Source organism: Chryseobacterium sediminis (assembly GCF_008386505.1).
GTDB classification, from domain to species: domain Bacteria; phylum Bacteroidota; class Bacteroidia; order Flavobacteriales; family Weeksellaceae; genus Chryseobacterium; species Chryseobacterium sediminis.
The window spans coordinates 271,073-297,623 of sequence record NZ_VUNZ01000004.1 but is presented as its reverse complement, the minus strand read 5'-3'; the positions used below and the strand labels follow the sequence as shown (position 1 = coordinate 297,623).

25 protein-coding genes are annotated in these 26,551 nt (G+C 35.4%); 17 read left to right on the top strand and 8 right to left on the bottom strand.

Annotated elements, in window-relative coordinates; translation table 11 throughout:
• Nucleotides 1-7 precede the first annotated feature (7 nt).
• On the top strand, nucleotides 8-2,053 hold the full coding sequence (locus FW780_RS19450; RefSeq protein WP_149835280.1) for an insulinase family protein: 2,046 nt from the start codon (nucleotides 8-10) through the stop codon (nucleotides 2,051-2,053).
• A gap of 133 nt (nucleotides 2,054-2,186) precedes the next feature.
• The gene (gene secG / locus FW780_RS19445; RefSeq protein WP_149835279.1) at nucleotides 2,187-2,540 is read left to right on the top strand and encodes a preprotein translocase subunit SecG; all 354 of its coding nucleotides are present in this window, start codon (nucleotides 2,187-2,189) and stop codon (nucleotides 2,538-2,540) included.
• 51 nt (nucleotides 2,541-2,591) lie between these two features.
• Here secG and FW780_RS19440 read toward each other — a convergent pair whose 3' ends face one another.
• Together FW780_RS19440 and recR are read right to left on the bottom strand one after the other, a co-directional pair.
• Nucleotides 2,592-3,431 carry a glycosyltransferase family 2 protein gene (locus FW780_RS19440; protein ID WP_149835278.1) on the bottom strand — a complete coding sequence of 280 codons (840 nt, stop codon included), beginning with the start codon at nucleotides 3,429-3,431 and terminating at the stop codon, nucleotides 2,592-2,594.
• Nucleotides 3,427-4,038 (bottom strand): recombination mediator RecR, encoded by a 612-nt coding sequence (gene recR, locus FW780_RS19435; RefSeq protein ID WP_034697032.1) that lies wholly within the window; start codon nucleotides 4,036-4,038, stop codon nucleotides 3,427-3,429. The genes FW780_RS19440 and recR overlap by 5 nt, the downstream gene beginning before the upstream one ends.
• A gap of 387 nt (nucleotides 4,039-4,425) precedes the next feature.
• Here recR and FW780_RS19430 point away from each other — a divergent pair, with 387 nt between their 5' ends.
• The 5 genes from FW780_RS19430 (at nucleotide 4,426) to FW780_RS19410 (ending at nucleotide 8,687) form a co-directional block, all read left to right on the top strand.
• Nucleotides 4,426-5,031, top strand: a complete 606-nt coding sequence (locus tag FW780_RS19430) for an LURP-one-related/scramblase family protein (RefSeq protein ID WP_149835277.1) — start codon at nucleotides 4,426-4,428, stop codon at nucleotides 5,029-5,031.
• Between the two features lie 25 nt (nucleotides 5,032-5,056).
• Nucleotides 5,057-5,542: a hypothetical protein gene (locus tag FW780_RS19425; RefSeq protein WP_149835276.1), complete on the top strand. Its 486-nt coding sequence runs from the start codon at nucleotides 5,057-5,059 to the stop codon at nucleotides 5,540-5,542.
• An 84-nt stretch (nucleotides 5,543-5,626) separates the two neighbouring features.
• Nucleotides 5,627-7,069 (top strand): aminoacyl-histidine dipeptidase, encoded by a 1,443-nt coding sequence (locus FW780_RS19420; protein WP_149835275.1) that lies wholly within the window; start codon nucleotides 5,627-5,629, stop codon nucleotides 7,067-7,069.
• A gap of 66 nt (nucleotides 7,070-7,135) precedes the next feature.
• Nucleotides 7,136-8,104: a tetratricopeptide repeat protein gene (locus FW780_RS19415; RefSeq protein ID WP_149835274.1), complete on the top strand. Its 969-nt coding sequence runs from the start codon at nucleotides 7,136-7,138 to the stop codon at nucleotides 8,102-8,104.
• Between the two features lies 1 nt (nucleotide 8,105).
• Nucleotides 8,106-8,687, top strand: coding sequence for an LOG family protein (locus FW780_RS19410; RefSeq protein ID WP_149835273.1), 582 nt, complete (start codon nucleotides 8,106-8,108; stop codon nucleotides 8,685-8,687).
• A 76-nt stretch (nucleotides 8,688-8,763) separates the two neighbouring features.
• Here the strand turns inward: FW780_RS19410 and FW780_RS19405 are convergent, their stop codons facing one another.
• Both FW780_RS19405 and FW780_RS19400 read right to left on the bottom strand, forming a co-directional pair.
• On the bottom strand, nucleotides 8,764-9,093 hold the full coding sequence (locus FW780_RS19405; protein WP_149835272.1) for a 2Fe-2S iron-sulfur cluster-binding family protein: 330 nt from the start codon (nucleotides 9,091-9,093) through the stop codon (nucleotides 8,764-8,766).
• A gap of 12 nt (nucleotides 9,094-9,105) precedes the next feature.
• Nucleotides 9,106-10,161 (bottom strand): NAD(P)/FAD-dependent oxidoreductase, encoded by a 1,056-nt coding sequence (locus tag FW780_RS19400; RefSeq protein ID WP_047373677.1) that lies wholly within the window; start codon nucleotides 10,159-10,161, stop codon nucleotides 9,106-9,108.
• Between the two features lie 153 nt (nucleotides 10,162-10,314).
• On the opposite strand from FW780_RS19400, the gene FW780_RS19395 reads away from it, so the two are divergent.
• Nucleotides 10,315-11,085 carry a DUF3108 domain-containing protein gene (locus FW780_RS19395; RefSeq protein ID WP_149835271.1) on the top strand — a complete coding sequence of 257 codons (771 nt, stop codon included), beginning with the start codon at nucleotides 10,315-10,317 and terminating at the stop codon, nucleotides 11,083-11,085.
• 278 nt (nucleotides 11,086-11,363) lie between these two features.
• On the opposite strand, the gene pheS is transcribed toward FW780_RS19395, so the two are convergent.
• Both pheS and FW780_RS19385 read right to left on the bottom strand, forming a co-directional pair.
• On the bottom strand, nucleotides 11,364-12,374 hold the full coding sequence (gene pheS / locus FW780_RS19390) for a phenylalanine--tRNA ligase subunit alpha (RefSeq protein ID WP_047373674.1): 1,011 nt from the start codon (nucleotides 12,372-12,374) through the stop codon (nucleotides 11,364-11,366).
• A gap of 127 nt (nucleotides 12,375-12,501) precedes the next feature.
• Nucleotides 12,502-13,161 carry a YceI family protein gene (locus FW780_RS19385; RefSeq protein WP_149835270.1) on the bottom strand — a complete coding sequence of 220 codons (660 nt, stop codon included), beginning with the start codon at nucleotides 13,159-13,161 and terminating at the stop codon, nucleotides 12,502-12,504.
• A gap of 75 nt (nucleotides 13,162-13,236) precedes the next feature.
• Here FW780_RS19385 and FW780_RS19380 point away from each other — a divergent pair, with 75 nt between their 5' ends.
• On the top strand, nucleotides 13,237-14,172 hold the full coding sequence (locus FW780_RS19380) for a sulfate/molybdate ABC transporter ATP-binding protein (protein WP_149835269.1): 936 nt from the start codon (nucleotides 13,237-13,239) through the stop codon (nucleotides 14,170-14,172).
• Nucleotides 14,173-14,454: 282 nt separating this feature from the next.
• Here FW780_RS19380 and FW780_RS19375 read toward each other — a convergent pair whose 3' ends face one another.
• Entirely contained in the window at nucleotides 14,455-14,799 is a 345-nt protein-coding gene (locus FW780_RS19375) for a zinc ribbon domain-containing protein YjdM (protein WP_047373671.1), read from the bottom strand.
• A gap of 452 nt (nucleotides 14,800-15,251) precedes the next feature.
• On the opposite strand from FW780_RS19375, the gene FW780_RS19370 reads away from it, so the two are divergent.
• Complete coding sequence (locus tag FW780_RS19370) at nucleotides 15,252-16,457, top strand: RsmB/NOP family class I SAM-dependent RNA methyltransferase (protein WP_149835268.1); 1,206 nt, start codon at nucleotides 15,252-15,254, stop codon at nucleotides 16,455-16,457.
• Between the two features lie 27 nt (nucleotides 16,458-16,484).
• Here FW780_RS19370 and FW780_RS19365 read toward each other — a convergent pair whose 3' ends face one another.
• The gene (locus tag FW780_RS19365) at nucleotides 16,485-17,438 is read right to left on the bottom strand and encodes a hypothetical protein (RefSeq protein ID WP_149835267.1); all 954 of its coding nucleotides are present in this window, start codon (nucleotides 17,436-17,438) and stop codon (nucleotides 16,485-16,487) included.
• A 192-nt stretch (nucleotides 17,439-17,630) separates the two neighbouring features.
• Between FW780_RS19365 and FW780_RS19360 the strand changes: the two genes are divergently transcribed.
• From FW780_RS19360 to FW780_RS19330, 7 genes are all read left to right on the top strand, one after another.
• Nucleotides 17,631-19,298, top strand: coding sequence for a GLPGLI family protein (locus FW780_RS19360; RefSeq protein WP_149835266.1), 1,668 nt, complete (start codon nucleotides 17,631-17,633; stop codon nucleotides 19,296-19,298).
• A 319-nt stretch (nucleotides 19,299-19,617) separates the two neighbouring features.
• Entirely contained in the window at nucleotides 19,618-21,285 is a 1,668-nt protein-coding gene (gene asnB / locus FW780_RS19355) for an asparagine synthase B (RefSeq protein WP_149835265.1), read from the top strand.
• A 436-nt stretch (nucleotides 21,286-21,721) separates the two neighbouring features.
• A complete protein-coding gene (locus FW780_RS19350) occupies nucleotides 21,722-22,564 on the top strand; it encodes a hypothetical protein (RefSeq protein WP_228460191.1) in 843 nt (280 codons plus the stop codon).
• Nucleotides 22,565-22,704: 140 nt separating this feature from the next.
• Complete coding sequence (locus FW780_RS19345) at nucleotides 22,705-24,108, top strand: MFS transporter (protein ID WP_149835264.1); 1,404 nt, start codon at nucleotides 22,705-22,707, stop codon at nucleotides 24,106-24,108.
• Nucleotides 24,109-24,242: 134 nt separating this feature from the next.
• Nucleotides 24,243-25,118: a pirin family protein gene (locus tag FW780_RS19340; RefSeq protein ID WP_149835263.1), complete on the top strand. Its 876-nt coding sequence runs from the start codon at nucleotides 24,243-24,245 to the stop codon at nucleotides 25,116-25,118.
• A gap of 145 nt (nucleotides 25,119-25,263) precedes the next feature.
• Complete coding sequence (locus FW780_RS19335) at nucleotides 25,264-25,575, top strand: GNAT family N-acetyltransferase (RefSeq protein WP_047373665.1); 312 nt, start codon at nucleotides 25,264-25,266, stop codon at nucleotides 25,573-25,575.
• Between the two features lie 59 nt (nucleotides 25,576-25,634).
• Complete coding sequence (locus tag FW780_RS19330; RefSeq protein WP_149835262.1) at nucleotides 25,635-26,534, top strand: pirin family protein; 900 nt, start codon at nucleotides 25,635-25,637, stop codon at nucleotides 26,532-26,534.
• The last annotated feature ends 17 nt before the right edge of the window (nucleotides 26,535-26,551 follow it).

The following is a 26,551-nucleotide window of genomic DNA, read 5'->3' as shown; positions in this document are numbered from 1 at the left end:
TTTACAAATGAAAAAGCAATTAACATATATAGCTGCAGCGTTTTTCTTTACAGGAATGGTTTCAGCACAAAAAATAGATCTTAATGCAATGCCAAAACCGGGACCTACTCCTGCGATTAACATTGCTAAGCCAAAAACTTTCCAGCTAAGCAATGGTCTTACAGTAATGGTTGTGGAAAACAACAAGCTGCCAAGAGTAAATGCCAGTCTTTCTATGGACAGACCTCCATACAATGAAGGAGCTGTAACAGGAGTAAGTGAAATTATGGCTGAACAGTTTGAAAACGGTACCACCAATATCAGCAAAGATGATTTCAACAAAAAAGTAGATTATCTTGGTGCTAACCTAAACTTCTCTTCAGGTGGTGCTTCTGCCAACTCCCTTTCAAAATATTTCCCTGAAGTTTTAGGCTTAATGGCGGATGCTATTATTAATCCTAAATTCTCTGCTGAAGAAATTCAGAACTCTAAAGAAAGAGCTGTCGAAGGATTAAAATCTGAGGAAAAAAATGCATCTTCAATCGCAGGAAGAGTTTCTAATGCTTTGATGTATGGAAAAAATACTTCAAGAGGTGAGTTTGAAACCGTTGAATCTATCAACAAAATCCAATTGGCTGATGTACAAAATACCTACAAAAAATATTACGCTCCGGACAATGCTTACTTAGTAATCGTTGGAGACGTAAAATTTGATCAGGTAAAGCCTTTGATCGAAAAAGCTTTCAGTGGCTGGAAAAAAGCAAATACTCCTATTGCACAGTTAGAGCCAGCTTCCAATCTTGCTAAAACAGAGATTAATGTAGTGGATGTTCCTTCTGCTGTACAGTCTGTTGTTTCCCTAAACAACCTGAACACGCTGAAAATGAAAGATGCCAACTACTTCCCTGCAACAATCGCCAATTACATCCTTGGAGGTGGTGGTGAAGCGAGACTTTTCATGAACCTTAGAGAGAAAAACGGATTTACTTACGGTGCGTATTCAAGTATGGTAGCAAGCAAGTATTCTCCACAATTCTCTGCAAGCGCGAGTGTAAGAAATGAGGTTACAGACAAAGCAGTTAAGGAATTCATGAATGAACTTAATGCAATTTCTACTGTAAAACCAGAAGAACTGGCAAATGCAAAAGCAAAACTGAAAGGATCTTTCATCATGTCTTTAGAGCAGCCTGCTACTATCGCAAGATTTGCTTTAAACCAGAAAGTTCAGGATTTACCTGCTGACTTCTACACCAATTACCTGAAATCTATTGATAAAGTAACTGCTGCAGATGTTGCAAATGCTGTAAAGTCTACAATTTTACCAAACCAAAGCAGAATTTTCATTGCAGGTAAAGCATCTGATATTTCTGAAGGACTGGAAAAATTAGGCTATCCTGTAAAATATTTTGATAAAGATGCCAACCCTGTTGCAAAACCAACTGTACAAAAAGTGGATGCAAGTGTAACGGTGGCTTCTGTTGCAGATAAATACATCAATGCTATCGGAGGAAAAGCTAATTTAGCTAAAATTACTTCGTATACTACAAACGCTTCAATGTCTATGCAAGGGCAAAGCATCGATTTTAAAATCGTGAAAGCACAAGGCGGAAAGGAGCTGACTACTGTAACAGCAATGGGACAGGTTGTTCAGAAGCAGGTATTTGACGGAAAGACTGGTTACTCTATGCAAATGGGACAAAAAGTTGACATCACACCGGAAGAAATTGCTGAAAAACAAAAGAACCCGGAACTTTTTGAAGAGTTAGGTTTCGCAAAATCTGCTGATTATAAATTAGGCGGAATTGAGAAAATCGGAGGTGAAGATTCTTACGCAATTAAAGGTGGAGATACAACGTATTACTACAGTGTTGCAACAGGATTAAAAACCGGAGAGACCAAAAAAGTAAAAGCTAAAGGTCAGGAAATGACAATTCCAACAACATTCTCTAATTACAAAGATGTAGAAGGGGTAAAAATGCCATACACCATCTCTGTAAGCCAGATGGGAATGGATATGACCATGAATGTAAAGTCTTATGAAGTAAATAAGGCTACTGATGCTGATTTTAAATAACAACATCCAATTTTTATAGAAAAAACGGCAACAATTGTTGCCGTTTTTATTTTTATCAACATTTGGCGGCATCTTTTTTTGTCATTCAGTAAAAAAAGATTAAATTTGCCCATTCAAAAAGATATCAGAATTAATGGATACTATATTTACACTATTGATGGTTCTTGTTATGGTTGCCAGCGTTTTATTGGTAATCATCGTTATGGCACAAAATCCAAAAGGAGGAGGCCTTTCTAGTACATTCGGAGGTGCATCATCTGCACAGTTTGGAGTACAGAGAACCAATGATTTCATGGAAAAAGCAACATGGACTCTAGGCGGAACTATCATCGTTCTTATCCTTATAAGCGTTGTTATCACAGGTAAGCCATCTCAGGTAGCCCCTACACAAAAACAACCAGTGAAGAAAGAAGCTCCTGCAAAACAGTCAGCTCCTGCTACTTCTACAACCACTCCGGCACAAGTTCCTGCAACACCGGCAAAATAAGAAGAATATCATCTTACATAAAACAAAAGCAACTCAAATTGAGTTGCTTTTTTATTTTAGCTTGATCTTTTCAATATGATACCTGAGCTTCAATCCTGCCTTTAAAAATGAATATTGTACAGGCTTAGATTTTTTATAATATTTATCAATGAAAATCTGCATAGCTCCATAAAATCTCTTGAGATATACTTCATTCTTAATGGTGCTTTCCCCTTTATGATGAAGAATAGAAACTTTACCATAATAGAAGTTTTTGTAACCGTTTTTTAAGAAGGTATAGCAAAGATCAATATCTTCTCCATACATAAAATAAGCTTCATCCAGCCCTCCTATTTTTTCGTAAACATCTTTTTTAGCCAATAAAAATGCACCTGTCATAACTTCTACTTCAGCCACTGCATTTTCTTCAAGATCGCTTCTGTAATAAGACTTAGAATTATTCTTTTTAAAATTGGTAAACAGCTTTTCAAAAGAATTAAACATATCCGGAACAGAACGCTTACTTTCAGGGAGAAAATTCCCTCCTGCATCATGCATTCTTACTCCCAGACACCCGAAAGAAGGCTGAGAATCTGCAAAATCCAGCAGTTCTTTCATATAAAATCCTTCAAATTCCGTATCAGGATTTAAAAGTAAAATATATTCTCCTTTTGCAGTCTGAATTGCCCTGTTATTTGCTTTTGAAAAGCCATCATTTGTTTCAGAAGAAATAAAATGTACGTTCGGAAACTCAGGAATAAGATATTTCCAGGAACTGTCTGTTGAGGCATTATCAATGACAATCACTTCATACTCTATCTCTTGTATATATTTCTGAAGTGACAAAAGACAGCTTCTGAGCAATTGAGTAACATTATAATTAACAATAATAACAGACAGCCTCATATTAATCTTTTTCGTTATATGGCAACCTGTTGATAATAGATCTTCCTAATGAAATTTCATCAGCATATTCCAGTTCATCTCCTACTGAAATTCCTCTTGCAATGCTGGAAAAGTTTACATTGAAACTTTTAAATTTCTTATAAATGTAATATGCCGTTGTATCTCCTTCCATCGTAGCACTCAATGCGAAAATAAATTCTTTCACTTTTCCGTCATTCAGTTTCTTTTCAATACTTGGAATATTCAATTGCCCGGGCCCTACTCCTTCCATTGGAGAAATTTTTCCGCCAAGAATCAGATATTTCCCTGTGTATTTCCCTGTATTCTCAATAGCAATTACATCCCGTACATCTTCAACAATACAGATCAATTCACCATTTCTCTTTTCATTACTGCATATTTCACAGATGTCAAAATCCGAAAAATTGTGACATTCTTTGCAGTATTTTATTTCGTTGACAAGATTAATCAGAGAATTTCCAAGACTTACAGCTCTGGAATTGGGCTGCTTCAACAAATGCAGTGCTAATCTCAAAGCCGTTTTTCTTCCAATCCCAGGCAATCCCGAAATCTCATCTACCGCCTTTGCCAATACTTTACTTGGGTAATCCATAGGTACAAAAATAAGGATTAAAGTTGATAATTAATAGTGAATCGTCGGTTCGCTTCGCTTGTGAATTTTAATACAGTATAATAAATTTTTAACGCTGAACGCACTAAGATGTCTAAAGGTTAAAAAAAATGATCGCAAAGGCGTTTCACTCAACAATAAGAAAACTTGTATCTCAGCTGAACGAAGTGCCTTTGCGAACAATACATATAAAAACTGCAAACAAACCTTGCGAACTCAGCGTTTAATTTTATTTTTCACAAAAATATCTTCTAGATTCCGATTTACACAATGTCTCAATATGATATTTTAAATTTCTCCCATACCTGAGAACTCTAAAAAAACCTCTATATTTGCGGCTTAAATAAAATATGAAAAAAATTAACTAAAATGGTACTTAACAATCTTAACTATCCTCTGGATTTCAAATTCAAAATCACTACTTTAGCAAGTGATTTCAACATTACTGACAAGAATGGAAATTATGTAGCATATGTTCGTCAGAAAATGTTCAAGTTAAAAGAAGATGTTGTTGTTTTCAATGATGAAAGCAAGTCTAAAGAACTTTTCAGAATCAGAGCTAATAAATGGATTGATTTCAACGCTTCATATTCTTTGAATGATCTCATTGACAATAAAAACTTCGGTAGATTAGCAAGAAAAGGAATGCGTTCTATCTGGAAAGCAAGTTATGATATTCTGGATGCCCAAGATCAGCCTAAGTTTAAAGTTCAGGAAGACAGTGCATGGGTAAGATTCTGGGACAGCTTTGTAGGAGAACTTCCTATCATCGGAATGTTTACAGGGTATTTCCTTAATCCATCTTATACAGTAACTGGTATTGATGGGAAAGCTTATTTTAAGCTTAAAAAAATGCCTTCATTCTTTGGAAGAAGATTCCAGCTGGACAGATTGATTGATATTGATGATGAGGAAGAAAGTTTGGTAATTCTTTCTTTATTAATGATGACACTTCTTGAAAGAGCAAGAGGATAAGAAAAAATAATAAAACCACAAACACATGAAATATTTAATCATTTTATTTTCCGCATTTTTATTGGTAGCCTGCAAAAAGGAAAAAGAAACGGTTTCTGCTTCTGCCGACACTTTGTCTGTTGCTAAAGATTCTGCTTCAGTGAAACCTTCGTCAGGAAATATTCTGGTGGGAACCATTCCATTCCCTAAAGAAATCAAAGAATGCTCCTGCTATTTTGGTGTAAGCAAGGCAGATTTTGAAAATGAAAGATACATCTACGCAGATGATGCCGGAAAAACTGCTTATATGATGCTGGATGGCAAAAGACTGGCTCTGAATCTTATCTCTTCAAGTGATATGGAGGTAGATGAATTGCTTACCAAAGAAATAGAAAATGATGATTACAAAATTTCTGTAAAAGGTAAAAAAATAAAAGGCGAAGAAGCTTTACTGTTTGAAGGGACTCTGACTATAGAGAAACCAGACGGGACTACATTTACTACTCCGATCTATGGAGAATGTGGATGTTAATAAAAGCGAAATCATACAACAAAAATGCTTCTGTATCTCACGGAAGCATTTTTTATTTCGTAAATTTGAGAAAAATAAATTTCAATGGAATTATCTAATATAGAACCGCAGATAATCTGGAAAAACTTCTCCAAATTAAATGCTGTTCCAAGGCCTTCAAAAAAAGAGGAAAAAGTAATCGCCTTCATCAAAGGATTTGGTGAAGATCTGGGACTGGAAACTACCGTAGATGAAGTAGGAAACGTTATCATTAAAAAACCTGCCACTGCAGGAATGGAAAACCGTAAATCTATCGTGCTTCAATCGCACCTTGATATGGTTTGCCAGAAAAACAATGATGTAAATTTTGATTTTGAAACAGAAGGAATCAAAATGGAGATTGACGGTGACTGGGTAAAGGCAAAAGGAACTACTTTAGGAGCTGACAACGGTTTGGGAGTAGCAACCATTATGTCTATCCTTGAAAGTTCAGATATTCCACATCCTGCATTGGAAGCTCTTTTCACCATTGATGAAGAGACAGGAATGACAGGTGCTTTAGGATTAAAACCAGGACAACTGACAGGACAAATTCTATTAAACCTTGACACTGAAGAGGATGATGAGATTGATATTGGCTGCGCAGGAGGTGTTGACGTAACAATCACTCAAAATTATACTGCAGAAGCTCCAAAAGGACAAATCGTAAGAATTGAAGTAAAAGGCCTTCAGGGTGGACACTCCGGAATGGATATTCATAAAGGTTTCGGAAATGCCAATATTATTTTGGGAAGACTTCTTTACAGCGGACTGGAAAACCAGAATATTGAATTGGTTTCTATCGACAGCGGAGGTCTGAGAAATGCCATTCCAAGAGAAGGTGTTGCTATTATTTCTGTAAGAAACGCTCAGGAATTCATAGAAAATGTAACGATTCTTAAGAAAGACATCTTAGAAGAATTTGCTACGGTAGAACCAGGAATCCAAATCAATATTGAGAACTCCACGTCTTCTGACAAAGCAATTTCCGAAGGAGATTCTAAAAAAGTAATCCTTACTTTAAAAGCTCTTCACAACGGGGTATACAGAATGAGCCCGGACGTAGCTGATCTTGTAGAAGCTTCCAACAACGTAGCAAGAGTTGAATTGAAAGGAGGAGAACTTAAAATCTTAAACCTTACAAGATCTTCTGTAGACTCTTCAAAATATTCAGTGGCAGAACAATTGAAATCTGTAGCAGAATTAGCTGGAATGAATGTGGAATTCAGCGGTTCATACCCGGGATGGAAACCAAAACCAGGTTCAGAGATTGTACAGCTGATGGAGAAGCTTTATACGGAGAAATTCAGTGAGAAACCTCATGTAGTAGCTTGTCACGCAGGTCTTGAATGTGGAATCATCGGAGCCAACTATCCTGAAATGGAAATGGTAAGCTTTGGACCAACAATCAGAGGGGCTCATTCTCCTGATGAAAAAGCGAACATTCCTTCTACTCAGAAATTCTGGAGTTTCCTGAAAGATATTTTAGCGAATATCCCTCAGAAATAGAACATTAAAATTATTATATTGAATATCCAAAGTCTTATGATTTTGGATATTTTTAATTTTTTAAACATGAAAAAAAAATTACTGGTATTACTTTATTTGATCATTTGTATTAATACTTACTCTCAATCACAGAAATTAAGAGGTGAATGGATTTTAGATAAGATTGTACAACCAGATGGGAAGAATCTAGAAATAAATAATTCTAAGTATTCTTTTAAGCTTTTTTACATAATCAATCAAGATGAATTAGTTATTTATAATCAAAAGTTCAAAGCTAAATTTTATAATGACAAGATAAATCTTGAAAATCGTGCGTTCAAATACTGGTTTGAAGATAATTATCTCATATTACAAGAAGGAAATGAAATATCATTATTATTAAAAGAAAAAGATTTCATAAAAAAATATCCGGAATTCAAACCTAAAATTGAAGTTAGAAACAATGATAGTTTAATGGTTGCCAATCAGGTAATTCATCCGATATTTAATCATGAAAAAACTTTTGAAAACTTCATAATCCCATTAATGAATCAGGAAAATTCAAAAGATATGAATGATTTATATTTTAAAATGGAATATATTTTAACAAAAGATAATAAAATTACTAATATTAAAATTCTTGACAAGCGTACTCCTCGATATGATAAAGAATTTGTGCAGGCATTAATGCAGGCAGAGAAATATTTTCAAAATCCTTATGGAATAGATATGTTAGTAACTGAAGAAAGACATTTCTTAAAACTGTTTCAGGATTTGACTGACACATCAGAGAAAAATTTATACCATATTATTGGAAATGGTTTTGAATACTATAATAATAACCAGTTTGAAAAAGCAATCGAAAACCTTAGTAAACTCGATAATCTCTCCATTAAAGATAATCGCTTTATTTCAAGATTTCATGACGGATATATTAAACTAGGAATATCATATCTTGCTGTGGGAAAAAATGAACAGGCATGTACAAGTTTCAAAAAAGCCGGAGATTTAACCGATTTTGAAGTTAGGAATTATTTAAAAGATTTTTGCAAATAATATGAAAAGTATCACCGTATTCTGCGGCTCAAGTTTTGGCTCGCACGACATTTACAAGGAACAGGCATTTCTGCTGGGACAGACCCTGGCAAAACAAGACATACAGCTCATTTATAGCGGTGCTGATGTTGGTTTGATGGGAACGATCGCAGATGGCGCATTAACAGAAGGTGGCAACGTTATTGGAGTCCTTCCCCACTTTCTACAATCTAAAGAAATTGCTCATAAAAACCTGACCGAACTTATTATCGTGGAAACCATGCACGAAAGAAAAACGAAAATGAATGAACTTTGTGATGGGGTTATCGTTCTTCCCGGTGGTTATGGTACATTGGAAGAATTCTTTGAGATGATCACATGGGCACAGCTTGGACTTCACAAAAAACCGATCGGAATCCTGAATATTGATGGATTTTATTATGACCTGATTAAACTGGTCCAAACCATGGTGGATAAAGGGTTCTTAAAGCAAGTCAACAGAGATATGCTTTTGATCAGTGATACCATTGATGATCTGCTGGAAAAAATGAAAAATTATCAGGCTCCTACTGTTGGAAAATGGATTTCTAAGGAGGAAATATAAGTACTAAAACTTAAAAAAAAACAAAACCCGTCCGAAAAATTCGAACGGGTTTCTTATTAAGATTAAAAAATATTTTCTAAGGATAAGGAGCTATTTCCACTTCGAGCCCTTCCATGACATCGGCAATATGTAACTGGCATCCCAATCTGCTGTTATCTTTCACGTGGAAAGCTTCACCCAACATAGCATCTTCTTCATCTCCCATTGGTTCCAGACCAGGATCATTGATTACATATACCTGGCATGAAGCACACATCGCCATTCCTCCGCATACACCAATAGTACCTTCTTCTGCCAATTCATAAGAACGGATAATTTCCATTAAGTTCATGGACATATCCGTAGGAGCTACGACATCGTGGGTTACCCCTTCTCTGTCGGTAATTTTAATATTAACGTCTGACATAATTCTGCAAAATTAGTCAATTTTTTTCACAACTGCCTTCTCTGCTTCTTTACGGCTTCCATCGAATCCGTCAACACCACTTACCGTTGTATATTTTAATACGAATTTTTTACCAGGATTCAGTCTGTTATAAACACTCTGACACATCAAAGTAGCTTCGTGGAAACCACAAAGAATCAACTTTAGTTTTCCAGGATATGTGTTGATATCTCCGATAGCGTAGATTCCGTCAATATTGGTTTGGTAATCTAAAGCGTTATTTACAACGATTGCATTTTTTTCGATATTTAATCCCCAGTTTCCGATCTCACCTAACTTTGGAGTCAATCCGAATAATGGAATAAAATAATCAGTTTCAATATCATAAGCTTCTTCACCGTCAACCTGTACTGTAATTGCTTCTACTTTTCCGTCACCTTTAATCGCTGTAACTTCAGCAGGAGTGATTAGTTTAATCTTCCCTTGGTTTTTCAGATCCTGAACCTTTTCTACAGAATCCAAAGCTCCTCTGAACTCATTTCTTCTGTGAATCAATGTAACTTCGCTTGCAACATTTGACAAGAAAACACTCCAGTCAAGAGCAGAGTCCCCCCCCCCGGCAATCACTACTTTTTTGTTTCTGAAATGTTCAGGCTCTTTCACGAAGTACTCAAGACCTTTTTCTTCATAGTCTGCAATATTATCCATTGTAGGTTTTCTTGGTTCAAAAGTACCCAAACCACCGGCAATAGCAATTGCTTTACATCTGTGAACAGTTCCTTTGTTAGTGATCACTTCAAACCATTCATCATCTACTTTAGTGTAAGAAACAGCGGTTTCTCCCAACGTAAATCCAGGCTGAAACTGCTTGATCTGTTCCATCAAATTATCCACCAATTCTCCAGCATTCACTGAAGGATAACCTGGAATATCGAAGATAGGTTTTTTAGGATAAAGCTCCGCCAACTGCCCTCCCGGCTGAGGAAGCGCATCAATAATATGGCACTTCATTTTTAATAAACCAGCTTCAAAAACTGCAAAAAGTCCTGTAGGTCCCGCACCTATGATCAATATATCAGTGGTTATCATAATATTTAAGATAATTTAATTATACATGTAACTGCAAATTTACTAATTTTAATGCGAAGCATATTTAATTGATTCTAAATAAAAACCTGAGATTTGTCAAATATCTATCATTTAAGATTTTAAATTTGGCAATGTTTTTGTAAATGTCTTGTTATGAAGAAAATTTCAATCCTTTTTGCATTATTTATATTCTTTTTCGGCTCGGCCCAGATTGATAATATCGCGGATGGCGAATCTATCACTCTCAGAATACACTACGGCTTCCTTAATGCAGGAACAGCAAACCTTACCACAAAACAGACCAATTATAAAGGGATACCCCATCTGTATGTAAAAGGTACAGGCCAGACTACCGGCGCCGTAAAAGCATTCTTCAAAGTGGAAGATTTATATGAAAGCTTCATCAATACGCAGACAGGATTACCAAGCTTCTATGTCAGAAATGTACGTGAAGGAAGCTATCGCCAGCATTTTGAAACAGTTTTTAATCACGATAATAATACATTAATTTTAACTGATAAAAAGACTCCGGCCAATGGTTCTAAGGTTTTAAAATCAGTAAAAGGGGTTCAGGATATGCTTTCATGTTTTTACTATTTAAGAAGTAAAAGTCCGGATGAACTGAAGGTGGGAACAGTAATCAATATGAATGTATGGATTGATGATGAGATGTTTCCTTTCCAGCTAAAAGTAACGGGTACAGAAAATTTAAAGACAAAATTCGGTACCATCAATTGTTTGAAAATTATTCCATCTGTAAAAAGCGGAAGGGTATTTAAAGAAAAAGAAGGCGTAACGATGTGGGTTTCCAATGATGCCAATCACGTACCCATGCTTTTGAAAGCTGAACTTGCAGTAGGCTCATTAAAAGCCAGTATTGATGACTACAAAAATGTAAAATATCCTTTGAAGTTCAGTAAATAACAATCCTTGATTATTAAATATACAGCCTGTAAGTTTTACAGGCTTTTTTATTTATGATGTAATATATTGTTAACACAGGTTGTCTTTATAATAGAGGCGGCTATAAAGCTGCAGCATGTCAATACTTCTTTGAGGTACCTAGCGGATTCAAACTGAAGTATAGACATAAGAAACAGACACGTGTAAATTTTTCAATAAGATCAGTTTTTAATTACGTTTTGTTTCTTAGGTCAGTAATTAAAAACAAAAACCTCCGGAAGTTCCGGAGGTTTGATTTTTTATAGTGTTTTGAACTGTTCCAGTGTTCTGATATCATTTTCAAAGAACATTCTGATGTCACTCATCTGGTAAAGAAGCATTGTAATTCTTTCAATTCCCATTCCGAATGCATATCCTGAATATTTCTCAGAATCAATATTCACATTTTTCAGTACGGCAGGGTCTACCATTCCACATCCCATAATTTCCAGCCATCCTGTTCCTTTCGTAATTCTGTAATCTGTTTCAGAGTTTAATCCCCAGTACACATCAATTTCAGCACTTGGCTCTGTGAACGGGAAGAAAGAAGGTCTCATTCTGATCTTAGATTTTCCGAAAAGTTCAGTAGTAAAGAACTGGATAGTTTGCTTTAAATCGGCAAAGCTTACATTCTCGTCAATATATAATCCTTCAATCTGGTGGAAGATACAGTGAGAACGCGAAGAGATTGCTTCATTTCTGAACACTCTTCCCGGAGATAAAATTCTGATTGGCGGCTGGTTTTCTTCCATAAAGCGGGTCTGTACGGAAGAGGTATGAGTTCTCAAAAGAATATCCGGATTCTGTTCAATAAAGAAAGTATCCTGCATATCTCTTGCCGGGTGGTATTCCGGAAGGTTAAGCGCCGTAAAGTTATGCCAGTCATCTTCAATCTCAGGTCCATCTGCTACTGCAAAACCAATAGATTTGAAGATTTCAATAATTCTGTTTTTTACCAGATTAATCGGGTGTCTTGACCCCAATTCCAATGGAAATGCAGGTCTTGTAAGATCTTCTTTTTCTACGACAATAGAAGATTCAGAAGAGTTTTTCAAATCTTCCAATTTTACAGCAACAGCCTGCTTCAAAGTATTAATCTTCTGTCCGAATTCTTTCTTTTGGTCGTTAGGAACTTCTTTAAATTTTTCAAAAAAATCATTCAGAACCCCTTTTTTACCGTTGTACTTAATTCGGAAGTTTTCGATATCTTCCTTAGAGGTAGCATTGAAGCCGTTTACTTCGACCAGTAGTTCTTCTATCTTTTCTATCATTGTTTTACCCTTTCAAAATGTTTTGCAAAAATACGACTTTTAAGTTGAATATTAAGTCCGTCATAAAAAAATCTGCCTCTTTTTCGGGAGGCAGACTTCAATCACTTATTTCACTTAAATAAAAAAATTATTTCTTTTCTAAAGCTTTAACGCTGATCTGAAGAGTCACCTCATCTTTAATCACGCCGTTTTCAGCAGGAGCCTGGAACTTTACCCCAAACTCTTCTCTCTTGATATCTTTCGGTTCAGTAGCTACACTCACCTCTCCGTTTTTCACAGAAACATTGGCTTTAAACTGAACAGGTTTTGTAATTCCTTTAATTGTTAAATTACCATCCAAAAGAGTATTATAATCACCTTCTGTAGCCGGAGTAACTTTTGTAATTTCATAAGAAGCTGTTGGAAATTTTTCAACTTCAAAGAAGTCACCGCTCTTCAGGTGGCCATTTAATTTCCCTAAATCTTCCGGGCTGTCTTTCAAGTCTACAGAAGTTAAAGAGTTCATATCAGCAACGAATTTTCCGCTTTCCAGTTTTCCGTCTTTCACCGTCACATCTCCGCTTTCAAATCTGATTGTTCCAAAATGGCTCGTATTTTCAGATTTAAAAACTTTATATCCCTTCCATTCAACCTTACTGTTTAGCGTATCCAAAGTGAACTGGCTACCTTCTTTAGTAGTTGTCACCTCATTACTCTCACTGGTAAGCGGTTTATCTTTTTTACAAGAAACCATTACAGCAGCAACGAATAAAGCAGGAATAGCTATCGAAAACAGTTTTTTTCTCATTTTTGATTTATTTTTATTAGTTCCGCTAATATAATAAAAAAAATTATGTTTTCATAAAAACCTTACATTTGTAATATGCTATTAGAAATAAACAATTTATTTTTCTCTCATACCAAAGAAAATCCCCTGTTTCAGAACCTTAACCTAAGGTTTGAAGAGAACAGGATTATAGCTCTTGCCGGAGAAAGCGGATGCGGAAAATCTACGCTTCTCAACCTTATTTATGGGCTTCTAGATTGGGAAAGCGGAGAAATTATTTTTAACGGAACCCGTCTTTTAGGACCTAAAGGAAATCTTGTTCCCGGAGAGCCGGAAATGAAATTTGTAGCACAAAATTTTGACCTTATGCCTTATGCTACAGTTGCAGAAAACGTAGGAAAGTTTATTTCAAATATCAATTTAAAACAAAAAAAAGAAACTGTAACGGAACTTCTTGAGGTAGTAGGTCTTCAGGAATTTGCCAATGTACTTCCCAAATATTTAAGTGGCGGGCAGCAGCAACGAGTAGCTATCGCCAGAGCCCTGTCTGTTCTTCCAAAACTCCTGATTCTAGATGAACCTTTCAGTAATCTGGATTTTCCAAGAAAAATTGAACTTAGAGAAAGACTTTTCAGATATGTAAAACAACATGGAGTTTCTTTAATCATCTCTACTCATGAACTTCAGGATGTTATGCCATGGCTGGATCAGATCGTCATTTTACAGGATGGAAGATTGATTCAGAATGACAGTCCGGAAGAGACTTACAGACATCCTTACAACTCTTATGTTGCAAAATTATTCGGAGAAGTGAATATTTTCAGCGAAACCGAAGCTGAAGATTTCCAGCTTTCAAAATTCTCCTATTATCCTAAAGAAATCAAAATCACTGAAACCGGTCTCGAGGCCGAAGTCCTTGAAAGTAGATTTGCAGGAAACTATTACTGGAATAAATTGAGCGTAAAAGGAAAAGAACTTGTTGTCTACACAGATGAAAAAATATCCGGTTCTTTATTTATTTCATTGGGTTAAAACAGATTATTGAATTAATAAAAAGTACGGTTGTATCTTTTCCTATTCTGAACATAACGCGTACATTCACTTATACTTACCAACAAAAAAATACAAACATAAGAATCAGTTATAAAACTTTTTCTTACATTTGTATCTCCAAAGTATAAGGAAATTTTTGGTTATTTCTCTTTCTGCCTTCCAGACGGACATTAGCAATCTTGCAATTAAGTCTTTTTGAAAGATTACACTGTCCAATTTTTTCCTTTTCTTATTTTTATTCCATAAAAAACCGAAATTTTCTTACGCCTTCTTTACAAATTCAGACTTAAGAGCCATAGCCCCAAAACCATCAATTTTGCAATCAATATTGTGATCACTTCCCGGTCTTAAACGGATATTTTTCACTTTGGTTCCAGCTTTTACCGGTTTCGGTGCCCCTTTTACAGGAAGATCTTTTACCACAACCACAGAATCTCCATCCTGAAGTTCGTTTCCGTTTGAATCCAATATTTTTCCTTCATTTGCTGCTTCAGAAGCTGCTTCTGCTGGATCCCATTCATAGAAACACTGGGAACATACCATCATATTATCGCTCGGATAGGTAAACTCGGAGCTGCATTTCGGACAAAGTACTGTATCACTCATATTTTTAATTTTCTACAAAGGTAGAGCTTTTTAGAGGTTGAAGTCAAGAGATAAAGTTCAGTGTAGTAGATCATAAGCACATACCAATATTACACAATATAGTGATTTAATATAAATTAAATAAACTTGTCACAAAAAAAATAAAGTATAGTAGTAAACAGTGTATATTTTGTTAGCAAATATTTTTCATTAAGCAAAAACATAGGTTTATTCGTTTTAAAATGAAAGGCTATTGTCAACAAATAAAAAATATAAATATTCGGAAGATCTTTGCCAAATTCAGCATTAAAATTTATTTCTACTCCTAAAAAATCAATAAACAGATTGACTTTACATCAATAATACTAGATCAGATCACATTTCTCCCTTACCCTAAACTCCTCTAATTCCCAAACTCTTCAACTCTCAATTAAAAGTCGTATTTTTGCAGATTCAAACAGCGAAGCAAACTTATGGAACTTATTCACAGAAACTTGGCAATCGGAATTCACGATGCCCTACAGGAGACATTTTTTGAGAAAAACAAATATGCAGATAAAGTTATTGAAAGACTTTTGAAAGCAAACAGAAAATGGGGAAGCCAGGACAGAGCCGTTGTTTCTGAAATTTTTTACAATATTATCCGTTGGAAAAAACGTCTTGAATATTATATGGGAGAAGGTGTAAAACCCAATAATATTTACAAGCTTATCATCGCCTATTTACTTTGGAGTAAAACCAATTATAAAAAGTTTGAAGAATTTGACGGAATCAAAATTGCCGACATTCTTACCAAACTTAAAAAGAATACAGTTCCTACAAAAGCAATAGAACATTCTATTCCTGAATGGCTTGCTGAAACTCTTGAAAAAGAGCTTGGAGCCAAATGGGAAAGAGAAATGATTGCTTTGAATGAACAGGCACCTACAGTTTTAAGAGCAAACTCTTTAAGAACAACAACAAAAGAACTTATTTCTGACCTTTCTGATGAAGGGATTGTTTCTTTTCCTATTAAAAATTATCCTGATGCTGTTCAGTTAGAAGAAAAGAAAAACGTTTTTCTTACCACGGCTTTTAAAGAAGGATTATTTGAAGTTCAGGATGCTTCTTCTCAAAAGATCGGTTATTTCCTTGATGTACAGGAAGGACAAAGAGTGGTAGATGCGTGTGCAGGTGCGGGAGGAAAAACACTTCACTTAGCAGCACTAATGAAAAACAAAGGTCAGATTGTTGCCCTGGATATTTTCGAGTGGAAACTTGCAGAATTGAAGCGTCGTGCCAAAAGAGCCGGAGCCCACAATATTGAAACCCGTATGATTGCCGATAATAAAGTTATCAAACGTCTCCATGAAAAAGCCGACAGACTTCTGATTGATGCCCCATGTTCTGGTCTTGGAGTTTTAAAAAGAAACCCGGACAGTAAGTGGAAAATTGATCAGGACTTTATTGACAGAATTAAAAAAGAACAGCAGCAAATTCTTCAGGACTACTCTAAAATGCTTAAAAAAGGAGGGAAAATGGTGTATGCTACATGTTCTATTCTTCCATCTGAAAACAATCTGCAGGTAGACGAATTCATTAAAAATAATCCTGGATTCAAAATGATTAAGGATGAAAAAGTAATGCCTAGCGAAGGTTATGACGGATTCTATATGGCTTTGATTGAGAGAATTTCTTAATCTAAACCCAATAATAATACATAAAAACTACTCTATTTTTTTGAGTAGTTTTTTTTTGAAATTATACACATAGAAATATCTATTATTATTGAATAAAATTACTTTATCATCAAATCTATCTTTTGAGAGCTGAAACGGATACCATGAATCATTTTCAACTTTTATTGTAGCTGATGTATTTTCATTTTCCCCATCGAAATAGGTAAACTCTTTTGAGTTATGAAAAATCAAAAAACAATTTGAATAAACAGAATCTACGTAATATTTAAAATCTTCAATTTCATAATCACTCAATTCGCTTTTATAATAATCGCCACTGGCTGGATATTTATTATTGATTCCAAATACAAATTTTCCACTTTTCCAGGAAATTTTGGTTCTTAAAAATCCATTGTCCAATAGTTCAATTTCATTACCAATTACCTCATTTACTAGTTTAGATTTAGACTTACATAATCTCTGAATAAACTCCTCAGAATTAACTAATAAAGACAGTTGTTGGTTTTGTTCAAAAAAATAGGTTGTAGGAATAAGCTTTTTATTAAGTTTTTTCCTATTCAAAATAGAGTATTCAACAAGTTTTAAAACATCAACCACATTTATATTTTCACTCAAAATTCTTACAGCCAATCCCTTATTATTACTTTTCAATACAGTCCCATCATCTAAAACTGCAAGCTTATACTGAGAATTATTATTTTCCAGAATAAAAAACTTTTGATGGGGATCATGAGAATAATAAGTTTTTCTTTCAATCATAATCGTATCAGAATACCCGAGTTTTTCAGCAATAACTCTGGAAAGTTGCCCGATAACTCGGATCTTGAGTTCTTCTGACGCAATTGTTTTCGGATTAAAGTTAAATTCTGAGTTAAAATAAGTCTTTACATTTCTAAAAGTTTCAATTCTTACTTTAGGTTTATGAGCCTTTACAAAGTTTGATGATACAAGAAATAGAAAATACAGAATAAAATATTTCAAGGGTATTGTTTTTTGATTGAACGTAACATTTATAAAATTATTTCAAATACTAATATTGTTCAAAAAAAATCTTTCAAAAAAGTGTAACATTTTTTGTAACATTTAAAGTACATTCTCTACTAACTGTATAGATTAAACCGTGTTGATGCTGTGGAAACTTTAGAATAACTTTGCATCAAACTCATTTTATTTATGCATACAAGAATTGTTTTCAGTTTTATAGCCATCTTCTTATACTGTCTGTTTTCTGCACAGACCTATGAAATCCAGTATACAAGCTCGTACAACGGAAAAACAACTGCTGACCAGCCCTCCACCATCGTTTGGGTTAACGAGAAAGAAAGTTTCATACTCAACAGTACAATCAAAGAACAAAAAAACAGCTTCCCATATGAAATCACAAAGGTAGAAAAGCCATCAAACACTATTGTTTCGTATGCTTTTTTAAAACCTGAATCTATTATTTCAACATCAGATGCTGAATCTGTAGGAAAACAGGATTTTGAAATAACCAATGAAACTAAAAAGATTTTAGGATATAACTGTAAAAAAGCAGTCACAAAGGTGAACTCAAACACCATTGAAATCTGGTATACAAATGACCTGAAGCTAAAAGGCGGACCTTCTGTTTTAGGACAGAATTTAGGATTGGTTCTGGAAGTGGAGAGAAATAAAAACTCCTTAATTACAGCCAGTTCAATTAAAAAAATAAAAAATACAGGAATTGATAATATTATCAAAGGAAACATCCAGACAACAGATCAGTTGGGATATAAAGATTTACTTTGGAAAAGCAGATTTACTACGTTGAATGTTTTTGAAAATGAAACCATCAATTTCTCTGATGCCTCAAAATCTGATGACCAGATAAAAAGATATGCCAACGGAACGATCATTCTTAAAAAAGTAAAATTTCCTGCGATTACAGAAGGAGAAAATATTTTTGTAGAACTGAAACAGCAATCAAACGGTGATGCCTATGACAGAACCGGAACTGTATTTTTCATTCCTCAGGATAAGGAAAAGTCTTTTTTTGATGGATTGGAAAAAGGTGCAAAAACGCTTCCTGTCTATGAAAATGGAAACGGAAAGCAATATTACGGGATAACAACTACCGACAACTATAGCCCTGCCATGGAAATGATGAGATTCTTTACCGCTTTTGGAATCCAGAAGTTCAATCATATTCAACTTAAAGGAAAAAACTGGCAGACCATCAGCCCTTACCGACAGGATATTACAGAGCTTAAACCTGCATTATCAGGAAAAGAACTTTGGGTAGGTACATTTATCGGCAACTATGATAAAGGAGGACATAAAGTGAGCCTTGATATCACCATTCACAAGAGTGATCAGGCGATTTATAAAAACAATACAGTGATCCCGCTATTCAATACTTTAAATATTATGGAAATGGCCGGACAGGACTACTCTACCATGTTCAATCAGGATAAAGGGCTTCTTGTTAATTTCACTTTAGATAAAGATTTGAAAAATGCTCAGCTAAGATATACCACTACAGGACATGGAGGTTGGGAAAACGGAGATGAATTTGTTCCTAAAGCCAATTCTATTTTTGTTGATGGAAAGCCGGTATTTTCATTTGTGCCGTGGAGAACAGACTGTGGTTCTTACCGTTTGTACAATCCGGCATCAGGAAACTTCCAGGATGGTCTTTCGTCATCAGACCTCAGCAGATCAAACTGGTGTCCGGGAACAGTTACAAATCCTAACTTCATTCCTCTTGGAGATTTGAAAGCCGGAAAACATACGATTCAGGTAAAAATTCCTCAGGGAGCTTCCGAAGGAACAAGTTTCAGTTCGTGGAATGTTTCGGGAACACTGCTTGGAGTGCAATAAAAACAAAACCTTCTTGCATGAGAATTGCAAGAAGGTAAAAACACAAATGATGAAAAAAAATTATTTCGAGCCACAAAGTAAGGGTTAAAATTCATATAATTAATTACCATAGATTAATAAATATGTCATTTTTATTTTGTATAGAAAATCATCAATTTTAGCTCAACGAAAAAAATTAATCAAAAGCATGTCAATTTCAAGAAATAGTTAAAATTTTTAACTTGAAAGCACTAATTGATTAAAAATTTTCATTTTTAAATATTTTTCATTGTTATTTATAAACATCCCCTCTACTTTTGTCACATAAATAATAGAAATTATGTGTGGAATTGTATGTTTATTTGATGCCAAGCAGAAAACTGAAGTATTAAGACCTCAGGTTTTGGAAATGTCAAAAAAAATCCGTCACAGAGGACCGGATTGGAGCGGAGTTTTTCAGGATGAAAAAGTAATTTTCTCTCATGAAAGACTTGCCATTGTAGATCCTACTTCTGGAAAACAACCTTTATTTACAAAAGACGGAAAAGTAGTATTAGCCGTGAACGGTGAAATCTACAACCATAGAGAATTAAAAGAAGAATTTCCTGATTATGAGTTTCAGACCCAATCTGACTGCGAGGTAATTTTAGCTCTTTACAGAAAGTACGGAAAAGATTTTGTTGAAAAACTGAACGGAATTTTTGCTTTCGCATTATATGACACTGAAAATGAGGTCTACCTTATTGCCCGTGACCATATGGGAATCTGCCCTCTTTATCAAGGATGGGACAAAAACGGAAACTACTATGTAGCTTCTGAATTAAAAGCCCTTGAAGGAGTATGTAAAAAAATAGAAACCTTCTTACCGGGACATTTTGTTTACAGTCCGGACGGCGTTGAACTTCAGCAATGGTATACAAGAGACTGGGACAGTTTTGATCATGTAAAAGAAAACGAAACAGATATCGCAAAATTGAGAAAAGGCCTTGAGGATGCCGTTCACAGACAACTGATGAGTGACGTTCCTTATGGAGTGCTTCTTTCCGGAGGTTTGGATTCTTCGGTTATATCAGCGATCACTGCAAAATTTGCCCGCCAGAGAATCGAAAGTGGCGATACACAGGAAGCCTGGTATCCAAGACTTCATAGTTTTGCGGTAGGATTAGTTGGCTCTCCAGACCTGGCTGCTGCACAAACAGCTGCAAAACACATAGGATCTGTTCATCATGAAGTTAACTTTACCGTTCAGGAAGGACTGGATGCTGTACGTGATGTCATTTACCATCTGGAAACCTATGATGTAACAACAATCAGAGCATCTACCCCAATGTATCTTCTGGCAAGAGTAATCAAATCTATGGGAATAAAAATGGTACTTTCAGGAGAAGGCTCTGATGAACTATTCGGTGGATATTTATATTTCCATAAAGCTCCCAATGCAAAAGAATTCCATGATGAAACAGTAAGAAAATTAGGTAAACTTCACCTGTATGACTGCTTAAGAGCCAACAAAGCGTTAATGAGCTGGGGAATTGAAGGCAGAGTTCCTTTTCTTGATAAAGAATTTATGGATATAGCCATGACTCTCAACCCACAAGATAAAATGATCAATACAGCTGAAGGAAAAATCGAAAAATGGGTATTGAGAAAAGCCTTTGAAGATATTCTTCCTGATTCTATTGTCTGGAGACAGAAAGAACAGTTCTCAGATGGTGTAGGCTATTCTTGGATCGATACCTTAAAAGAGGTTGCTGAAAAAGAAGTAACGGATGAAATGATGACTAATGCGAGATTCAGATTTCCGTTAAACACGCCTCAGAATAAAGAAGAATACAGATACAGAACTATTTTTGAAGAGCATTTCCCAAGTGAAACGGCCGCCGCAACCGTACCTTCTGTTCCGTCTGTTGCATGCTCCACTCCTATCGCTTTAGAATGGGATGAAGCATTCAAAAAAATGAATGATCCGAGCGGAAGAGCAGTGAAGGTACATGAGACTTCGTACTAGAGGGTGTGATTAGTGAATAGTTAATGGTCAATCTGCTGCGCTTGTGAATCTGTTTCGTGATTCGAGGTTTCGGGTTTCGGGTTTCGGGTTTCGGGATATTTTAACGCAGAGTACGGTAAGGATTTCTAATATTTAAAAATGATCGCAAGGGCGTTTCACTCAGCAATTAACAAACTGACACACTAGCTGAACGAAGTGCCTTTGCGAACAAAATATATAAGATTAAATATAAACCTTGCGTTCATTGCGTTTGTTTTTCAGTTATTTACCATAATTATTCGCTATTGACATTTATATTTTTTTCATTCAAACACCTAACTTCCTCAGTTATAATTTATCAATCCTGTAGCAATACAGGATTTTTTCTTGAATTAACAATAACAATATAGCATAATTTAACTCACAATCCAAAATAATATCTAATAAATAATTATATTTGGAAAACGAAAATATCAATTATAAAAAAATGAGAAGAAACCTTACTGTTTTATTTGCCTTATTAGCCATAAGTTTTGCTTTTGGACAAGGAAAATACGGCAAATATCTGAATTCAAAGAAGCTTGCTTTGGCTTACAAGAGTGTGAAAGACCAAGATAAAGATGACTACTATCAACAATTCTACTGGCTTGTAAAGGCTGAACAGCTTAAAACTTATCCTCACCTTAAAGATATAAAGCCTGTTGTTTTATATGAATTTGTAAAATATGTAAATCCTCAGAATCCGACAAAAAAACTGGATGCAAGAGGTAAAGAACTTAGAGCAACTGCAGAATTATCTTTAAATCAATATTTTAAAAATAAAAAATTTGAAAACAATTCTGTTTTAATGTACAACCTTGAAACGTATGTAGATCCTTCAAAAGGTCAGTATTACACAAAGGTTGATCCTGAAAAAATTAAAGAACTTGTACCGAAAGAATTATTTGCCTTCAACTCTTTCAACAGAAATATGGGAGAAGAAAAGACATATTACCTTTGGATTGATAAGAAAAAAGATGACCTGAATATTGTAGATATCATCCCTAGCGAAAAAGAAGACAAAGCTTTCTACGCAAGACTGAAACAATATCTTCCAAGCTATAAGTTTTCAAAATATGTTCCTAGTGTAAAAAAAGGAAACAAATCTGATAAGACAGATATCGAATATTATTACATCATGCCATTTGAGCAGAATACCGATAACATCGAATACAAAACAAAGGATTTCAAAACGTTCACTTTAAGCCAGTATAGAAAAGCCGGTGATGAATGGAAAGGAGTAGAAAAACCTAGAAAATAAATCAAAAAGTCCTGTGAAATCTCGCAGGACTTTTTTAATTTTATATGGATTTCTTTATCTAAAGATCAAACTGCTTAAAGCAAGCAGGTTCTTCAAATAAAATAAGTCTGAACGTTTTCTAACGGTTCAGCCTATACGAAATGACAGAAGCAAGCACACCACAGACATCCATAAAGAAAATACTACCTCTGATTCTGGCTACCGCTATTTTTATGCAGATGCTGGACTCAACCATCCTGAACACTTCCCTGCCTTCTATTGCAAAAGATCTGCATGAGTCCCCACTTAATATGCAGAACGCCATCATCAGTTACGTTCTGACATTAGCTGTTTTTATGCCGGCCAGTGGATTCCTGGCAGACAGATTTGGAACCAAAAAAGTATTTATTTTCTCGTTGGTATTGTTCAGCCTTGGCTCTCTGTTTTGTTCTTTATCTCAAAACCTTACTCATCTCGTTATTTCAAGGGTCATTCAGGGAGTCGGAGGAAGTTTAATGACTCCTGTCGGAAAACTGGCACTGATCAAAACGTTTGATAAAAGTGAGTTGCTCAAAGCGATGAATTTTGCTATTATTCCGGCACTTATTGGTCCTGTACTCGGTCCATTAGTAGGTGGTTATATGGTAGATTATCTTTCATGGCACTGGATATTTCTGATTAATATCCCGATTGGTGTTTTAGGAATTCTTTTAGGAATAAAATTCATGCCCAATTATAAATCGGATGATGTTGATTTTGATTTAAAAGGCTTTTTAATTTTTGCAGCAGCCTCTCTCCTGCTTTCCGTTTCGCTGGAACTTTTTGGGGATATGCAGAATATAACTCCTGTTTTGCTTGTATTTATTATGGGCTTCCTGTTCCTGTATTATTATTACAAACATGCAAAAAGAGAAGGAAATCCTATCTTCCCGTTAAACCTTTTTCAGGTGAGAACTTTTCGGGTAGGTATTGTGGGAAACCTTGCCACCAGATTAGGAATCAGTTCTGTTCCGTTATTGCTTCCCCTGATGATTCAGATTGCCTATAAACAATCAGCAGTGACTTCGGGCTGGATCATTGCTCCCATGGCTTTAACAGCTATTTTCGGAAAATCATCTGTGATTAAAATTCTGGATAAATATGGCTATCGGCAGACTTTGATGATCAATACATTCATCATAGGAACACTGATCTGCCTGCTGGCCATACCTGATATACACACTTCCTTATATTGGTTTATTCCCATTATCGCGGTATTAGGTTTTTTCAACTCTATACAGTTCACTTCTATGAACACAATATCTATTGCCGACCTTCGGAATTTCCAGACCAGCAGCGGAAACTCTTTAATTTCGGTAAATCAACAGCTGGCTATCGGTTTTGGAATTGCCTTCGGGCTGATTGTTTTAAAGCTGTTTGAAAATACGGATCTTATTAATGGTGAAATCCACAATGCCTTCCGATTCACATTTCTCACGGTAGGAATATTGACTATTTTATCAGGATTTGTTTTCAGAAGACTGCATATTTCGGATGGAAAGAATATGAAGTCGAAGGAAGATTAAAGAATAAAACAACAATAGTAAATTTAAAATTTCAGTCTTTACATTTTGTCTTTCTGCCCATCCTACGAACTTAACACAGATCAATGCTTTTCGCATATAACTATGGTAATTTTGTTTACATAATCAACAATGTGATGGCAACTAAAAAAATAGAAATCGTAGTATCTCCAAGACCTGCGCACTTTGTAGGCGATGGATTCAGGGTTCACAATTTTATTCCGGGAGTATCCAGGCTAGATATGAAAAGAATGGACCCGTTTATTATGCTTGATTACAATTCAAAATTTCATTTCAATGGTTCCGACAGACCAAGAGGTGTGGGAGTTCATCCGCACAGAGGTTTTGAAACAGTAACGATAGCGTATAGCGGAAAAGTAGAACACCATGACAGCGCTGGCGGCGGCGGTGTTATCGGAGAAGGAGATGTTCAATGGATGACCGCAGCAAAAGGAGTTCTTCACAAAGAATACCATGAAACAGCATGGGCAAAAGAAGGAGGAATTTTTCAGATGGTTCAGCTTTGGGTGAATCTTCCGGCAAAAGATAAAATGAGCTGTCCGAAATACCAGGCAATTGAAAACTCTGCAATGGAAAGAGTAGATCTGGGTGAAAATGGTTTTGTAGAAGTCATTGCCGGCGAGTATAGCGGTCATAAAGGTCCTGCAAATACTTTCACTCCGGTTCATATGATGAATGCCAAGCTTAAAGCAGGAGGAAAAGCCGATTTTAATTTTCCGGCTCATTTCAATACTGCAGCTTTGGTTATTGAAGGAAGCGTTATCATCAATGGTGAGGAAACGGTGAAAACTGATCATTTTGCATTATTTAAAAATGAAGGTGAAACTTTCACTATTGAGGCAAAAGAAGATGCTGTTGTTTTGATCATCAGCGGAGAACCGATCAACGAACCTATCTACCCTCACGGTCCTTTTGTAATGAATTCCAGAGAGGAAATCATGCAGGCTTTTGAGGATTTTAATACCGGGAAATTCGGATATCTTGAAGATTAAAAGAATTAAATTTATCTTAATCTTAGATAATTCCTTTTTTATTAACTTTATATAATGGCAAACCTTCCAGGTTTTGACAATCTGGAAGGTTTGTCTTTTAATTCTGTTTATTGAAGAAAAACAGACACCCTTAATGTAAAATATTATGAAACCAGAATTTGAAAATATACCTCTTGTAAAAGCAGAAAAAAGATTTGAAATAGAATTCAACGGACATTACGCATTCATTGATTATCGTGAAACAACGCACCAGATTGCTTTGGTACATACTGAAGCTGAACCTGAACTGGCAGGAACAGGTGCCGCAGCTGCCGTAGTAGAAAAAACACTGAATTATATTGAAGAAAGCGGAAAAAAGCTTCTTCCTTTCTGTCCTTACGTTTTCGCTTTTATCAAGAAACATCCTGAATGGAAACGTATCGTGGATGAGAAATTTGAAGGATATGACAAACTTTAAATTTGCTGTAAAGCCACTCTATTTATTTAATTAACATTTAAAAAAAGTATCACATCATCATGTCAAATATCGGACTTATCATTGAAGAAAAAGCAGCAGACATCGGAAATTTTCTGGTAGGAAGACTTCTTCCTTTCCGTGAAAAAAGAGCTGTTGGGCCTTTCGTTTTTATAGATCATATGGGACCTTCAGAATTAAAAGATTATCAAAACCTTGATGTTCCACCTCATCCGCATATCGGGTTATCCACCTTAACCTATCTGTTGGAAGGTTCTATTTTCCATAGAGACAGTATCGGAAGCGCTCTTGAAATAAAACCGGGTGCTGTCAACTGGATGACTGCCGGAAAAGGAGTTGTACATTCAGAAAGAACCCCTGAATATTTAAGACATACTGATAAAAGACTTCACGGATTCCAGATCTGGGTTGGGCTTCCAAAGCACCTTGAACAGTCTGAGCCTACATTTCATCATATTGAAGCTGACGAGATTCCGGTTTGGGAAGAAGATGGCATTCAGTATAAATTAATTGCCGGTGAAGCATTTGGAAGAACATCTCCGGTTCCTGTACACAGTAAATTATTTTTCATCGAAATAAAAACAAAAGATGCTAAGAAAATAAGTATCGGGAAAGATCTTTATGGAGAAGCAGCAATGTATGTTCTGGATGGAACGGTTACCACAGAAGGAAATTCTTATGGCTCAAAACAGCTGATGATTGCTAAAGACACAAAGCTTTGTGAGTTTGATATGAGCGAAAACGGAACGGTTTATCTTTTCGGTGGTGAGCCATTTGATGAAGAACGTTTTATATTCTGGAATTTCGTTAACTCTGATAAGGAATTAATTGATCAGGCAAAAGTAAACTGGAATGATCAGAATCATGATGCTTTTCCTTTAGTTCCGGGAGATGAAAATGAATATGTTCCGCTTCCCAAGGCTATTTTAAACAGAAAATAAATTCAGTTCAGAGTATC